Here is a 14,032-nt window from a genome sequence, read left to right on the forward strand (position 1 = left end):
CACCATTGTCATGACTTATTGGTTGACAATTCTGCGGACCTCCCGTCGATGCGACAGACCCTGCAGCTCAATTGTAGGTGATCTTGTCGCCGACCCTCGGGCGATTGAAGTAATGGCGATCGAAGCTGTAGCCATTCTGCCCGGTGAAGTTTGAAAAGAACGCCGAGACCGGCGTCGTCAATGTGTACTGCACCCTGGTCAGCACCACCTGCACGCCGTCGTCCTGGATCTCCGAAGGGACCTCGATTGTACTCGCCGTGCCGGAGTTCAGTGCGGAGGTGTTGAGTGCTGCAGACCAGTTGACCGTTGCGCTGCCGCTCTTGGCGATATCGTCCACCGCGACGGTGATCGTGAGCCCTGTCGTCTCATAGGGCTGCAGGATGAAGCTGGCGCCGGAGAGAAGCTTGGCGACGTCGGACTTCGTCCAGGAGCCCTGCTGTGAAATCATGTCGCCGGTGGAAGAGGCGATCTCGTCGATCTTTCGGCTGACTGTGAGTGCATGGCCGAGATCGACGGTGCCGAACAGGAGCATCACCAGGATCGGCAGGACCAGCGCGAATTCCACGCCCGAAGCCGCCGACCGGTCGCGGATGAGATGACGGGCGCGGGATCGGGCGAAGCGGAAAAGGGACTGGCTCCGTTTCATCATGTCAGAAAGGCTCGTTGCGGAAGAGAACGGAAGATCCGAGCAGGTAGCGGCCGTCGGAAAGCTTGGCGCTCGACAGGCTGAAGAAATTGACGACGGCTGTCCATGGCAGGAACGTCTGAACCAGGATGTAGTCGCTGCCCTTGCCGATATCATAGGTCTCGGTCACAGTGAGATTGCCGCTGTCATCGATCGGGTCGGTGCTGGTGGCGGACGAGAGGTCGGAAAGCACGATCACCTTGACCAGGAGACCGCTGGAGCAGCTGAACGAGAGAAGCATGTCGTTGCAAATCCTGGCTTTGAAATCGGCCAGCGTGATCTTCGAAGATGCAACCTCGCCGGTGCGGATCATCCGGGAGATCTTGTGAACCGAAGCGTCCAGTGCCGAATTGACGAAAAACATCAGCGACACTTCGATAATGCCGAATATCATAATGAAGAGCGGCAAAGCCAGGATTGCAAATTCGATCGCAGCGACCCCTTTGCGATCGCCAAGCAGGCGGTGCAACGATGCGAAGCGTTTCCCTCGCCTCATTGGGTCAGCCTGACGGATGCGAGATATTGCGTGAAAAGCGCCGAAAGGCCTGCCGTGATCTCGGCCGACGACGACGCTGATATGAACAGGCTCTTGGACGATGCGCAGTCGGAAAGCGCGTAGGGGATGTAGTCGCGTCTGGTGATGCTAGTCGATACGCCGCTTTGCATGGTACCACCATAGGTGCCCTTCCAATTGGCGCTTGCCATGGTCGAGCCCACAGTGGCGTTGTAGCCCCAATCCGAAGTGAGCGGCAGGTATTCGGTGTAGAGAACTGCCATGGTGGCGGACTGGTTTTTGACGTAGGCGCACCAGTCCGGATTGAGAGGCGCCACCTTGTTCCAGTATGCCCCATACGTCGCCTGCCCGTTCTTCCATGTCACCTTGTCGGTCACCCATTCGCGCTGCGACTGGACGCCATCCGTCAGCAGCAGAACCAGCTTGAGCGGCGAGTTTGAGGAGGTTCCGTCCCCGCCGGTGCCGACCTTCTGCTTGAGCGTTGCAAGCGACACGTCAAAATAGGTGGCTGCCTTCGAGGTCGCGCTGGTGAGGCCGTAGCTTGAGTTTGTGAGGCGGTTGCGCGCCGTGTCGGTGCTCAGCGTCGGGGCGAGAACTTCCGTGAGGGTATCGCCGAGGCTATATAATCCCACCTTGATGCGTTGATGATTGCTGTCGGACGTGTCGATCAAGGCAAGCACGTCTCTGACGGCGTCACCGGCGACATCGGCGCGCAGCTTTATGTTCTTGGCCGTGCTGTATTCGTAATTATTGGCGTATTTCGTCTTGCCGACCGTGTGTGCATCGCCCGTGTGGCAGGCGAACTGGCAGCCGATGCCGGAATACATGGTCGACTGGCCGGCCGTTGTTGCCGCCAGAAGCATCGACGGCGATGTGTCGATGACGATGTAGACATTGAGATAGGAGGTGGCCGGCCCCTTGACGGCGCTTGCCACGCTGACGTCAACGGTGTCGATGTTGGCGATCTTCATCAGCGTCGTCGGAACCGTGCCGCTCGCCGTCGCCGTGATCTTATGGTTTGATGTATCGATGTCGATGTCGCCAAGCGTATAGCTGTTTTCGACCTGCGCGTGGAACCAGTCGGAAACCTTTTGCTTGAGAGCGACGGCGTCGTCGGTATCGATCTCTTTGACTGCCGCGATCAAGGCCGTGTCCAGGTCGCTCTGCATCCTCTGGCGGACATTGTAGGTACGAATATAGTCAAAGCTTGCGCCGACTGCGACGATCATCGGCACCAGGGTGAGGGCAACGACGATCGCGACATTGCCGCCCCTGTCCCTTCCGAGACCGCGAAGGGTTTTGAAGACCCGATCAACTGAATATGAAAGACCCGAGCGCAAGAAAGACCACCGTCACAAAAGTCATACTAATGTGCAAGAAGTATCCAAATTGCTTAAGTCTTTGTTAATTCCTGCGTTTTCCGATAGAATGCGGGCTGCCGACGCACTGTTTCGTGCGCAAATTGTATATGTCTGCGAATTATGGATAGACGTCGAATGACAAATCATCGCCTCTCACACTGCTAGACTAGCATAAGTGGGAGGTCCGCGCTGTCTGCGTTGAGCGGGCGGCCAACGCGGGGATCAGCACATCGGGAAGCCGCGGAATTGATCGTTCCGATCACCAAGACTTTCCCGCTAAAGTGAGACGTGTCGGCAGCGATCCGCCGTTCTCCTGTCCAAGCCCGCCTGTGAAGGGCTTAATGGCGGAGTTGGTGGAAAGCTCGTTCTCAGATCCCGTAAGGGGGAGGGCATACGGCGGAGCTATAGCTGCCGGTGATCGAACCCGGACAGTCGATCGTAGCGGCAGCAAAGCCGGGGGTACCGAACGGTGACCAGCAACCGCTGACCCTGCTTGCTGTAGACGATGACGGCCCCGTTCTGATGAAAACACAGTGCTCATGCTTGAAGATCTTGGCCACGAGGCGCCTCAGGCGCTTTCCGGGGAAGCCCTCATATAGCTCGAAAAAGCATTTCTCCCTGATGTCGTTGTCCCGATCATGTCATGCCGGGGATGACAGGGACAGAACTCGCAGACAAGATCAAGCTGGACTTCCGTCATATCCCGGTCGTTCTTGCCAACGGCTACGCCGAGCTTTCAGCAGGTCGTGAGCCAGGCATCCTCCGATTGCCAAAGCCATTCACCCAGTCCCAGTCGATGGGCGCTCTAAGGCAGGCTGTTGGTTGCCACTTCCTCTGGGCAAATAGCCGCTCCGCCTTTAGCTCTCGATGAGCTCGGATACGTTGTCGAACCCATCAACTCTAAAACGCTGGTCGGCTCGCTTGCGGCGCGCCGGCTGGACCAGGCGTTTGGGGCGCTTTCAATCCTGCGGATGATCGAGGCGCGCCTCGTCAAAAGAGGCAAGACAGATTCACGCCGGTGATCTTCAATATCTCCGCTTGGACCGGAACTTGAGTCACCTCTGCAGGTTAGCAACCTCGAAAAGGAAGTTTGCGTGACGAGCCGAATGACATCGAAAATTCTTGTCGTAGAGGACGAACCTTTGCTGTTGATGACCGCGGTGCACGTCGTGGAGGACGCCGGCTTCGAGGCGCTGGAGGCTCACGATGCGGACGAAGCCCTGCGATTGCTCGAAAACGTGCCGGACATCAAGGTTCTGTGGACTGACATAGACATGCCCGGCTCCATGGACGGACTGAGGCTTGCGGCAGTGGTCCGAGAACGGTGGGCGTCGATTGAGATTTTGGTGGTCTCGGGAATGAAAAGGCCAGCGGACGACCAGATCCCAGAGAGGGGCGTGTTCTTTGCGAAACCTTACGACATCCAGAGCGTTGTGGACACCCTGGTCCGACTGGCGACGTGACAGCGTCATCATTATTTGAAACCTAGACCGCCGCGCGCATCTGGACGATATCGCCTTGAATGAGGGACAGACCTGGCGGGCGGCGGATCTTTTATCTTTGCAAGTTCGGACGAACCCGCCCTAAGGCTTTCAATGGCTCAATGTGTTCTCAGATCCTGTGCATAAGACCGTAGACAAGGATGGTGACGTAAAGCAGGAATGCGATCGCGCCACTGCCGCGACAAGGCAACGACCATCTGCCCCCTCAGGCTGTTTTTCTGCTGTTCAGCCGTGGGGCCGGTTTGCCTGAATGGGATCGTTTTCGCGCTTTCCTATCAGGGGTTTGTTTCCGTGGAAATATGTGAAGGCGCATCACTTTTACCACCTGCGTTCCAAGAGAGAGTTGCGCCAAGCACGATCAAAAGCGCGACCAATATGATGGCTCCGATGTAGATGGCTAAAGCTCGGCGGTCCGATTCAAGGTTCATCTGCCTCTCCGTTAGTCCCCGAACCATAGGACCCGTACAATGTTCCCGATAATCGGTCCCGTCTGGCTTTTCCCTTTCATTCCTCGAGCACGAAAAACCTTTTGCAGGTATGAGAACCAGTTCCTCGCCACGGAAGTGTGCCCGATCCCGCAGACGGATCGCGTGTTTGATCGGGAAGAAGGACGGCTCGATCGGCACGAGGCGACCTGGCCGCCATTGAAAGAGCAGAGCGTCGTGAAGTGCGGATGAAACCGCTTGCCGAACGACCGAAGGTTTTCCAGCACGCCGTCGAGAGGGCGCGCCGACGGAATGCCGACGCCGCGCCACAGAGCGACCATGTTCGCTGAATTAATGGGTTCCACCGAGCGGAACCACGCAATCATCTCGGACTGTTCCCTCGCATTCGCGACCTCATCTTCGGAGGGGTGCCAGAAATGTACGATCGAGCCAGAAACAAACTCGTGGTGCAGGGGCCACCGCATTCTGCGGGGCCGTACGGTAACTACCTTCGTGGTCTTGCCGAGGAAAAGATCAAGCACGCACCGATCAAGCTGAGCGCTCCAGAGACGACGAACAGCGACAGCGGCACCACCCGCATAGACAGCCTCCGGTCGTCCGCGATGCCCACCTCCTACCGAGTGGCGCCGAGGACAAGGGCGAGGGGCGCGACGATCGCTACCGCCGCGATCGGCCGCGCGCGGATCTTGCCTTCGACATCCTGCAGGAAGCTCCGGACTTCCGACGCCGCAAGCGACGTTGCCCCGGATGCGACCTCGGACGCCGTCTCGGCAATACGCTCTGCATCTCTGCGACGCGCACGGACACGATCGCCAGCGGCATTGATGCGCTCATTGGAACGGCGGCCTTCTTCGGTTGAACGGAGCGCCTGCGCGACGAGAGGAAAGTCGTCATTTTCCGCCTGCCGCCGCACGCGGTTCGCATCGTCGGCGCCGGTCCTGCCGGCGGGAACTGGTGTGTGGGTGGGGGAAGTTGGATCCGACGCCGGAAAGGTGTCTTCGAAGCTTTTGTCGAGATTACCCTTCAACGCGCGTTCGCGCTGAGCGGCCCGCTCGATTTCCTTCGATTGCACTGTTGGGGATTCCTTTGAGTCTGGCATGGACGTGCTCCTGTGTGGGTGAGAAGTCGGAGGACGCCTTGAAGTTCCAGGGTCTCAAGGCACTAGCCTTCAGAGGCTTTCCGCCCCCTCCAAACTTTTTCTCCCGTCCGACGTTGTACCCCCGCTGGACGGGAGACGCAGAATGTCCTCCGAAGGCACCGCGTCGAAACAACGCGAGATTCCGAAACAGGTCGAGAAGGCCCACGGAGCAGAGCAGGCCGGCGCCGTCGTTCGACCAAACGACTGAGGCGTGTGTCTGGTCATGGCCGGCAGGAAGTGGCCGGCCGCGCGCCCAATCAAAGGTGATAAAGATGGCCTTCGGTGGCTTCGAACTGCAAACGGTTCACATTGGCGCGGGTAACATTCGGGTTCGCGTCGGGGGTAGCGGTCCCGCTCTTCTTCTCTTGCACGGGCACCCGCGGACCCACATGACCTGGGGGAAAGTAGCTGACCTTCTGGCACCATCGTTTACCGTCGCCTGCCCGGACATTCCTGGCTTCGGCCAATCCTACATACCGCCAGACGCGCCTGACAGCCGCCACTCGTCGAAACAGGCGAAGGCGGCGGCTCTGGTGGAGTTGATGAGGCGGATGGGACACGACGATTTCTTCTTGGTTGGACATGACCGCGGCAGCCTGACGGCCTTCCGAATGGCGATGAACCATCGGGACGCGGTACGAAAACTTGTCGTCGTAGACGGCCTACCAGTCCTCGAACATCTTGAGCGAGCCGACTGGAAGTTTGCTCGAGACTGGTACCACTGGTTCTTCTTCGCGCAGCCGGATCAGCCCGAGCGCGTAATCTCGGCCGATCCCGACGCATGGTACGATAAGCTCTCGCCAGACCTCATGGGCCAAGCGGCCTACGCTGACATTCACGAGGCCATCCATCGGCCCGAAACCGTCCATGGGATGATCGAGGACTACCGTGCCGGCATTCGCATCGACCATGTTCATGATAAGGCTGATCGGGACGCGGGCCGGAAAATCGGCTGTCCAATGCTCTGCCTCTGGTCGCTCCGGGATGATATCGAGCAGATCTACGGCGATCCGGTAGCGATCTGGAAGGACTGGGCGATCGACGTAAGCGGATTTGGCATCGATAGCGGGCACCATGTGGCGGAGGAAAACCCCGTCGTTCTGGCAAAAGCAATCGTCAATTTTCTAACGAATCAGCATCGATGCGCCGGAAGCCTCGGAACGTTGTCCTTGTTGTCCGGCGTAAAAGCCAAGTCGCGGTGGAACGAGTTCAACCAGCCGACATATTCCGAACATGCGGCATCCTGGCCCGCTTCGAGCAGACTCGCCGTTGCAGGATTTCAGCACGCTCCTAGATCTCTCATCGTTGAGAGGAGTTCGACAATATGGCTGGACGGCACGTCGAGCCGGCGGTCGCGGTGATTTCCGAGGCTGTCCGGCGATGGTTTGAGTTCTACGAGGTACCGCCAGACGAAAGAGCGTCCGACACGCTCTCCGGCGCGGCGGTCGGTCTCTATGGCGACGGTTACCGGACCGTCGATGATATCGCCACCCTGCTAATTGGGACGTATGTCGGTCTCTGGGCTACGCGGATCAACGCCCCTACATCCGAGGCCGTCCATTGAACCAAGATGCGGATGGACACTACGACGTCGCTTTCAGTGCCTGCCTAACGGCGTCTTCAAACTGATCCGGCGTGCAAGGTTTGGATAGCCAGACGCCTCTTCCAAAGGATTCGTGCTCGCCGGTCGCACCCTGCGTGTCTCCGGAATAGACAATGAAGGGGATCGCCCGTTCGACGAGATCGGCGACGACGCCCGAGCACAGGCCGTCCTTCAGTCGTGGATCGACGATCGCCAGATCAGGCGTTTTCTCCGACAGCCATAACAACGTCGCCTCGTTCGTGTCGAGAGACGTGACGTTTCCAATTCCCATGCCGCGCAACATCTCTTCGGCGTCGATCGCGATGATCGCCTCGTCTTCCAGAAGAAGGACCAGCGCTGGTGGGTGAGATGGCATCTTTGTCGTCTATTTTGATCAGCTCGCTGAAAGGAATGACATCAACATTCGCTCTATGCAACCGATACAAAACGCCACGGCGACCGTCTGGTCGCCGTGGCGCCGGCAGTTGCCTTGAGAAGTGGTCAGGCTGCTTTCGAACCCTTGGCATTGGCTTGAGATTCAGCAAGCTGGGTCAGCTTTTTGTCGGTCGCCTCTTCCTCGGCGAGGTTCGCCCGCAGGAGCGGAACGGCGTCCTTGCGACCAAGCTGGCGGGCCCAGGCGATGAGCGTGCCGTAGCGGGCGATCTCATAGTGTTGTACTGCCTGGGCCCGAGGCGATCAGCCCGGCGTCTAGGGCAGCCGATCCTTTAAACTCTTCCATGATCTCCTCGCCCTCGGCGATGATGCCCTGGATGGCTTCGCAGGTCTTGCCACGCGCCGGCTTGCCGAGGATTTCGAAGACCTCTCGAGACGTTCGATCTGGCCTTGGGTTTCGTCGCGGTGCTGCAGGAAGCCTGCCTTGCCCTGTTCCGACTGGGCGGTGCGCGCCATCTTCGGCAGCGCCTTGAGGATCTGCTTTTAGGCGAAACAAATGTCCTTCAGGGTATCAAGGAAAAGGTCGTTGAGAGTTTTTGCGGTTGCCATCGTGTCCTCCTGCGGCAATGGAATTTGCGGAAACCTAACGCCGACTATTGGGAGTGGTTCCGGAAAGCGGCCAGGACCTCTTCATGCGGTGGAAGTTGGATAAGAAGCGGAAATCGATGCGCGGGAACTGGACCCAACTTTGCATCGACCTGCAACCGATGTTGCCGAGGATACGCCCTGAGTTGTGCCAGGGATGCGCGAAGCGTCAGGACCGGGACATGCGAGCATTGCAGATCAAGATAGACGAGCCCATTCGCTCGAGTGACGCAGAAACCCACCCTATCGGTCTTAAAGAGCCGGGTCAGGATGCGACAGCGCTTCTGAAACGGGGCGCTAGGCTGTCTCCTTCCGGCTTTCGGCTTTCTCGTCTGCGACGTCCGCGACGCATTCCGCCTTCTCGGCCAGGGCCTTGCTCATCTTGCGCAACTCCTCCTCGTCGAGCTTCTCGATCCCGATGAACTTGTTCTGGGCCTGCGACGTGAGGATGAGTTCATCGAGCTTCGCCTGGAGGGCCTTGCCATCGCGGTTTTGCGAGTTCTGGAGGATGAAGACCATCAGGAAAGTAATGATCGTCGTGCTCGTGTTGATCACCAGCTGCCAAGTCTCGGAATAACCGAAGAAGGGTCCGGACACCGCCCAAACGATCACGAGTACAACGGCCAGAACGAAGGTCCCCGGCTTCCCTGAGCGGTCGGCGATCTTGGTTGCGAACTTGGAAAAAAACTTAGACATAGACTACTCCGCGCCAGATCTGGCTGCAAATAACGCGGTAGATGGCGCTGCGGTTCCGCAGCAGCGATTTAGAGCGAACTGGAGGAGTTCTTCCGTGGCGGTCAGGTCGAGCGGGACAGAGAATCTGTCGGCCAGGACTTCCAGTAGCGTCATGGGTTTCGTCGTCGCCTTGGCAAGCGGCGTGGCGCAGCACTACAACGCGATAGCCGAGATCGATCGCCATGCGTGTCGACGCCCTCCGCGGAACGGATTCGGTGGAGCTCGCCGTCGATCCCGGGGGAGTATGTCAGCTTGTCAAACGGGCGCGCCTGCGGGATGAGGTGTCTTAGCGGCGCAACGTGTCGAGCAGACCCGGACCGAGTTGTTCGCGCGTCATGGTTCGCCATTTTTCCGGTATAAGGCAGCAGATGCCACCAGCGACCGCTTCCGGCTCGGAGCCGTCATAAGGTCTTTGGTGGTGGTCTTACCACGGCATCGATGAACGGTGCGTTCTGGGCTAGGTATTCCTCGATACCGCTCGTATGTCGACTCCAACTCTAGCTTCAGGCTTTGATATCCGCGCCGCAATTCGTCATCCTTCGCGGCCAGGAAGCCGCCTCGCCGCGACCGGTTCGTTCTCTTCCCCGAAGGCCGTGTCTTAGTCTTGGGCTCCCTAGAGGCGCTCGATAACAACCGCCCGGAGGATGATCTCCTCCTGACGAAAGCGAGCCTCCAGGTCAGCGCGGTACGACGACCACCACGGACGGTCGAGATCGTCCACCATAACCTCGACGACAATGATGCGATCCTCCTCGACGTCGCCATCGTCCTCCCACAGACCTTCCGCAGGCGCGTTGACATGGAGGGTGACGCCGCCAAAGCGCTCGGTAAGTTCTTTGCGCACGCTGTCGAGATTCGCACGGCTGCGTCTACTGCGGATCGTTGGGAGAAGAATTTCGACAAGATAGGGCATGGGACGCTCCAGCAGTGGACGTATGACCTCAACATCTTTGAAGCAAGCAGGTTCCTGCGCCATCGAAACTTCGAGGCGCCATGTCTGTTATCGAGGGCCAACGCGACATCCTTCAAGGAGACCAGGTTGGACACGGCGAACCTGCAGCTTGAAGGCCACATCATGGCCATAGCGGCGATCTCGGATACTCCCGTCACCAAAGGTGTCGTGACGCATCAGGAAATAGCCGCCGCACTCGACCAAGCAGAGCGCGCGGTCGATCAGAGACGACCACGAGCTCTCTGATTCGAACCGCCACGCTCTTCCCGATCCGCGTGTTCCTCCTGGCCGATGAAGCCGCCCAGCGCGGCAAGAAGTTCACTTTCTCAGACTACGCAGAACTGGTCGGCAAGCTCAGGTAATGCTCGCTTCGTCCGCCGCTTTTTGCCAGGGGCTTGCCCTCCGACGGCACAACTCCATTTTTACCCGTGAACCAAATGTCAGGAGGACACGCATGCCACCTCGTAAGCCCGGTAAATCTGCTACGCTCGAAGCCGCCGGCCCGAAAATTGGGAGCCCGGTACCGAAGGGCGTCGTGGATACTGCGACGGGAGAAGTCGGCGTCCCTGTCCAGCGAGATTATGATCCTAGCGAAGAATTCGGAGCCCTCCGCAAGCAGCTTGAAACGTTGCAGAAGCAGGTGTCGGATGCCGCCCAGACTATCAAGGGTGGCGCGCGCGCGGCTGCGAGGCAGACGGAGGCGACGGCGAAGTTGTATCCTGTTTCGACGATGATCGCGGTCGCAGCTGCCGTCGGGGCGATCGCCTTTGCTATAGGAGGCTCCCGCTCGAGGCCCCCCCGCTCGCGTTACGACCGCGCGCTCGACGAGATGCGCGACCTGTACGGCAGGGTACGAGACCGGATCTAGGTCCTTTCGGGATTGCGAATAAGCTGATTCTCCGCCACGCTTGACCTGCAAGCGAGGGGAAAACGCATGATCGAAATGATCATCAAGAGTAGTCTCGAAGTCGTGGATCGTACCGAACGCCTAATCGACGCGGCGAGGCGACTGCTGGGAGTAGGACTCGACGAGGTCGAGGCCTACAGGCTTCACGTTGAAATCGAAAAGTTGACGGACGTCGTCCTTGCGATGGACGAGGCTGCCCGGCTTCTGCGACGAACCTTCGAGCTTCGGCCAGAAATCGCCCGCTACTCCGTAGTGAATTCGACGGTCCACTGACGGGTAACTCGCATCAGGAACTGGCCGATATGACTTCGGGCATTCCCTTGCGCTGGGAATTGCGTCAGGATGGGCCATAGCCGATAGGGCTATGTGACATGCCGAAATTCGAGCGGTTAGCGAGCCGTGCGTCATAACAGGGGTCGCAAGATGGACGGTCAGTCGGGATGCGACAACGGATTGGTCAAATTGCTGCCAGAAGAAGAGCGCCGTTCTTTCACCGAGCGCCTTGAAAGGGTTTACCTACCTCAAGGTCATCAGATCGCGCGGGCGGGAAAGCCGCTGGAGTCAGTCTATTTTCTGTCGTCGGGCATTGGTTCTGTTTTGGCTGTCTCGGATAGCGGCCTGAAAGCGGAGGCCGGCATGTTTGGGCGAGAAGGATTTGCGCCCACTGCGTCATCGGTTGGGGCAAATACCAACCCTTACGATATCGTGATCCAGGTTGAAGGATTTGCACATCGCCTTCCGGTCGTACTGTTTCAGGAAATCGTTGCCGAAAACAGAGTCTTCGCAGACTTGTTGTCCCGCTACCTCTATGTCTTTGCAGCGCAGGTAGCCTATACCGCCCTTGCAAATGCGGCATTCAAAATTGATCAACGTTTGGCGAGATGGCTCTTGATGTGCCACGATCGTCTTGTAACGGACAATATGCCGATCACCCACCAGTTTATCTCCTTCATGCTGGCAGTCCGACGGCCAAGCGTGACCACCGCCTTGCATATGTTGGAGGGAGAAGGGTTAATTCGGTCGGACCGTGGCCGCGTTGTCCTCAGAGACCGACCCGGACTGGAGGAATATTCCGCGGGGTCTTATGGGCAGCCGGAACACGAGTACCGGGTGCTGCTGCAAGCGCGCCACGTGCAGCCCTAAAGAACGATGTATCCGCTTGCCACAAATAACGGCCCATCACAACGCATGCTTGGCAGCTTCAGCGTCAGACGCAAAGGGCTGGATTGCCATCCGATCAAACGGTACCAATTCTCGGCATTTCTTCCGCTGACGCCTTCTAAACATGACACTGCAGCAAAACAGAGGGGATGATCCATCGCCTTCCAATTCTTCAGCCAGCATCGATCGACCGCCACCATGGGTCGCACCCTGAGCGTGATTGACTCGGCCACATCGAAAGGGTCCCCATCATCGCCGTGCTTGGCCGGGACCCGCCGTCGCCGTGCCGCCGAGTGTGGTACTTCTGGCGTCGGTTTTGAAGGGGCCCGATATTTCCCCGGCCGATATCGCGGTAGTTTAACCGGACGGACGATTTTTGAGCCATGGGCTTCATCCTTAGGCGCGCCGCTCATGCGGCGCGCGCGATTTCAGGCGGCAGCCGCATTGACCGCGGTTTCGGCGATCTCGGATAGTAACTCGTCGGTCGACTCTTCTTCATCGAGTGTTTGGCCGAGGAGCTCGGCAACCTCGTCGTGGCCGAGCGTCCTTGCCCAAGAAAGCATGGTGCCATAGCGGCTGATTTCGTAATGTTCAATCGCTTGGGCGCCAGCTAGAAGGCCGGGATCAAGAGCGGTGGTCCCCTTAAACTCTTCCATCACCTCCTTACCTTCCTCGATTAGTCCGAGGATGGCGCTACAGGTCTTCTGCTTTGCCGGCTGGCCAATCAGCTCGAAGATCTGCTCCAAACGATTGACCTGGCCTTCGGTTTGCTCCCAATGGGTCTGGAAAGCCTGTTTGAGGTCAGGAGAGCGGGCCGCCTCTGCCATTTTCGGCAAGGCGGTTAGGATCTGGTTCTCCGCAAAGTAGATGTCCTTGAGGGTTTCGTAGAGAAGATCGCTCAGATTTTTCGGTTCGATAGACATGATATTTCCTTTCTGGTGGTGATCAAAGCCGATTGGTGGAAGTGTGTTCGTCGACAAACAAAGCGGGCTTGGTGCCGGCTGCGCCGCCGAACCAGGCTGCGATTGCGCCGAGCACGAGCGCCAGGAAACCCAGAAGTGCACCCCGTGACACGAGTTTCGTCGCCGTCTGGGCTGCGGCCAACGCTTGCTGTTTCGCCTGTTCGACCGAAGCTTTGTAGCTGGCCTCATATTCATCCACCTTCGCCCGTGCCTGATCGACTGGGATGTTCTGGGCCTTGGCTAGGGCGTCGGCGGCACGTGTTTTGGCGTCGTCTATCTTCGACTGATCGCCGGTAGCAACCGCCGTCATGGCCGAGACCGCTGCCGTCTGCAGAGCGGCAGGATCGTTGCCTCCGCTAGCATTTCTGATCTGTTGCTCGATGGCACCCATCGGGTCGGTGGCTGTGGCCAACGCCGGAGCGGCGGTGGTCGCAGCCGTGGCGACCGTCTGGCCGACGCCGCCGACGATACTCGACAGGCCGCTGAATGCGCCGCCGACGAGCGATCCCACCGACGTCGTCAGAAGAAAGAGAACGACAAGCGTGGTCACGGCCCAAGTTGTGACCCCATGATAGCCGCCCGTGGATTTGCTTGGTCTGCCGGAAAGCCTCGCGGCAACATAGGCACCGATAAAGGATGCAATGATCCCGGCGACGACGAACCAGAGGCCGCCGACAATCGAGAACGTGCTGGCGGCTGGATTGTCCGAGGTTGCCGGATCGAGTACAGCCGCACCAATGCCAACGCCGAGCAGATTTAGAAGGAGCTGTGTGGCAAGGGCAAGTACGACACCGGCAAACACGGCTCCCCATGCAATCTTGTTTAATGACGTCGTTAGCGAAGTGTCGACAGTACGTGCGACGTCGCCTGGCATTCGGTTGGTGACAAGTTTTGACATGGATTGAACTCCTTTGAGTTCTCGAGTGCGTAGTGACGTCGTACTCACGGATCGTGGAATTGTTCCCGCAGAGCCGATTTATCCTTATGGCGTGCAGGGCGGCGTGATCAGAACCGCTGTCTCCGCCCTAGCGGTCGGCGCATGACGAAAC

The 14,032-nt window shown here is 58.6% G+C and carries 15 protein-coding genes and 4 pseudogenes; 7 read left to right on the plus strand and 12 right to left on the minus strand.

From position 1 onward, the window contains the following. Positions 1-67: 67 nt before the first annotated feature. From AC1D2N_RS24420 to AC1D2N_RS24430, 3 genes are read right to left on the minus strand one after another with little or no spacing between them, the layout of a single operon-like run. Entirely contained in the window at positions 68-649 is a 582-nt protein-coding gene (locus AC1D2N_RS24420) for a TadE/TadG family type IV pilus assembly protein (protein ID WP_018516958.1), read from the minus strand. Between the two features lies 1 nt (position 650). Next, on the minus strand, positions 651-1,181 hold the full coding sequence (locus AC1D2N_RS24425; protein ID WP_018516959.1) for a TadE/TadG family type IV pilus assembly protein: 531 nt from the start codon (positions 1,179-1,181) through the stop codon (positions 651-653). Continuing rightward, positions 1,178-2,539, minus strand: coding sequence for a TadE/TadG family type IV pilus assembly protein (locus tag AC1D2N_RS24430; RefSeq protein WP_018516960.1), 1,362 nt, complete (start codon positions 2,537-2,539; stop codon positions 1,178-1,180). The genes AC1D2N_RS24425 and AC1D2N_RS24430 overlap by 4 nt, the downstream gene beginning before the upstream one ends. A 1,127-nt stretch (positions 2,540-3,666) precedes the next feature. Here AC1D2N_RS24430 and AC1D2N_RS24435 point away from each other — a divergent pair. Beyond that, positions 3,667-4,023 carry a response regulator gene (locus AC1D2N_RS24435; protein WP_018516961.1) on the plus strand — a complete coding sequence of 119 codons (357 nt, stop codon included), beginning with the start codon at positions 3,667-3,669 and terminating at the stop codon, positions 4,021-4,023. 314 nt (positions 4,024-4,337) lie between these two features. Here the strand turns inward: AC1D2N_RS24435 and AC1D2N_RS24440 are convergent, their stop codons facing one another. From AC1D2N_RS24440 to AC1D2N_RS24450, 3 genes and pseudogenes are all read right to left on the minus strand, one after another. Next, positions 4,338-4,490 (minus strand): hypothetical protein, encoded by a 153-nt coding sequence (locus tag AC1D2N_RS24440; RefSeq protein WP_165403375.1) that lies wholly within the window; start codon positions 4,488-4,490, stop codon positions 4,338-4,340. Between the two features lie 80 nt (positions 4,491-4,570). Further along, positions 4,571-4,873: pseudogene (locus AC1D2N_RS24445) on the minus strand (GXWXG domain-containing protein); the annotation flags it as partial. Positions 4,874-5,121: 248 nt separating this feature from the next. After that, positions 5,122-5,607, minus strand: a complete 486-nt coding sequence (locus tag AC1D2N_RS24450) for a hypothetical protein (protein WP_477982177.1) — start codon at positions 5,605-5,607, stop codon at positions 5,122-5,124. Positions 5,608-5,918: 311 nt separating this feature from the next. Here AC1D2N_RS24450 and AC1D2N_RS24455 point away from each other — a divergent pair. Then, positions 5,919-6,776: pseudogene (locus AC1D2N_RS24455) on the plus strand (alpha/beta fold hydrolase); the annotation flags it as partial. A 194-nt stretch (positions 6,777-6,970) separates the two neighbouring features. After that, positions 6,971-7,210, plus strand: a complete 240-nt coding sequence (locus AC1D2N_RS24460) for a hypothetical protein (RefSeq protein ID WP_018516965.1) — start codon at positions 6,971-6,973, stop codon at positions 7,208-7,210. Between the two features lie 19 nt (positions 7,211-7,229). Here AC1D2N_RS24460 and AC1D2N_RS24465 read toward each other — a convergent pair whose 3' ends face one another. The 4 genes and pseudogenes from AC1D2N_RS24465 to AC1D2N_RS24480 all read right to left on the minus strand — a co-directional run bounded on the left by AC1D2N_RS24465 (position 7,230) and on the right by AC1D2N_RS24480 (position 9,914). Continuing rightward, complete coding sequence (locus AC1D2N_RS24465) at positions 7,230-7,604, minus strand: response regulator (RefSeq protein ID WP_018516966.1); 375 nt, start codon at positions 7,602-7,604, stop codon at positions 7,230-7,232. Positions 7,605-7,729: 125 nt separating this feature from the next. Continuing rightward, positions 7,730-8,230, minus strand: a pseudogene (locus tag AC1D2N_RS24470) (YciE/YciF ferroxidase family protein). A 333-nt stretch (positions 8,231-8,563) separates the two neighbouring features. Beyond that, positions 8,564-8,962, minus strand: a complete 399-nt coding sequence (locus AC1D2N_RS24475; RefSeq protein WP_018516967.1) for a low affinity iron permease family protein — start codon at positions 8,960-8,962, stop codon at positions 8,564-8,566. A 652-nt stretch (positions 8,963-9,614) separates the two neighbouring features. Then, entirely contained in the window at positions 9,615-9,914 is a 300-nt protein-coding gene (locus AC1D2N_RS24480; protein WP_080646135.1) for a hypothetical protein, read from the minus strand. Between the two features lie 126 nt (positions 9,915-10,040). Between AC1D2N_RS24480 and AC1D2N_RS24485 the strand changes: the two are divergent. From AC1D2N_RS24485 to AC1D2N_RS24500, 4 genes and pseudogenes are all read left to right on the plus strand, one after another. Next, positions 10,041-10,315: pseudogene (locus tag AC1D2N_RS24485) on the plus strand (hypothetical protein). Positions 10,316-10,407: 92 nt separating this feature from the next. Beyond that, positions 10,408-10,821 carry a hypothetical protein gene (locus AC1D2N_RS24490; protein ID WP_018516969.1) on the plus strand — a complete coding sequence of 138 codons (414 nt, stop codon included), beginning with the start codon at positions 10,408-10,410 and terminating at the stop codon, positions 10,819-10,821. Positions 10,822-10,887: 66 nt separating this feature from the next. Beyond that, a complete protein-coding gene (locus AC1D2N_RS24495) occupies positions 10,888-11,133 on the plus strand; it encodes a hypothetical protein (RefSeq protein WP_018516970.1) in 246 nt (81 codons plus the stop codon). Positions 11,134-11,283: 150 nt separating this feature from the next. Then, complete coding sequence (locus tag AC1D2N_RS24500) at positions 11,284-12,003, plus strand: Crp/Fnr family transcriptional regulator (RefSeq protein ID WP_018516971.1); 720 nt, start codon at positions 11,284-11,286, stop codon at positions 12,001-12,003. Positions 12,004-12,449: 446 nt separating this feature from the next. Here AC1D2N_RS24500 and AC1D2N_RS24505 read toward each other — a convergent pair whose 3' ends face one another. Next, positions 12,450-12,944, minus strand: coding sequence for a YciE/YciF ferroxidase family protein (locus tag AC1D2N_RS24505; protein ID WP_018516972.1), 495 nt, complete (start codon positions 12,942-12,944; stop codon positions 12,450-12,452). Between the two features lie 22 nt (positions 12,945-12,966). Continuing rightward, positions 12,967-13,857, minus strand: a complete 891-nt coding sequence (locus AC1D2N_RS24510) for a hypothetical protein (protein ID WP_026242352.1) — start codon at positions 13,855-13,857, stop codon at positions 12,967-12,969. Positions 13,858-14,032 lie beyond the last annotated feature (175 nt).

It is taken from the genome of Rhizobium sp. P1_B8, assembly GCF_056406515.1.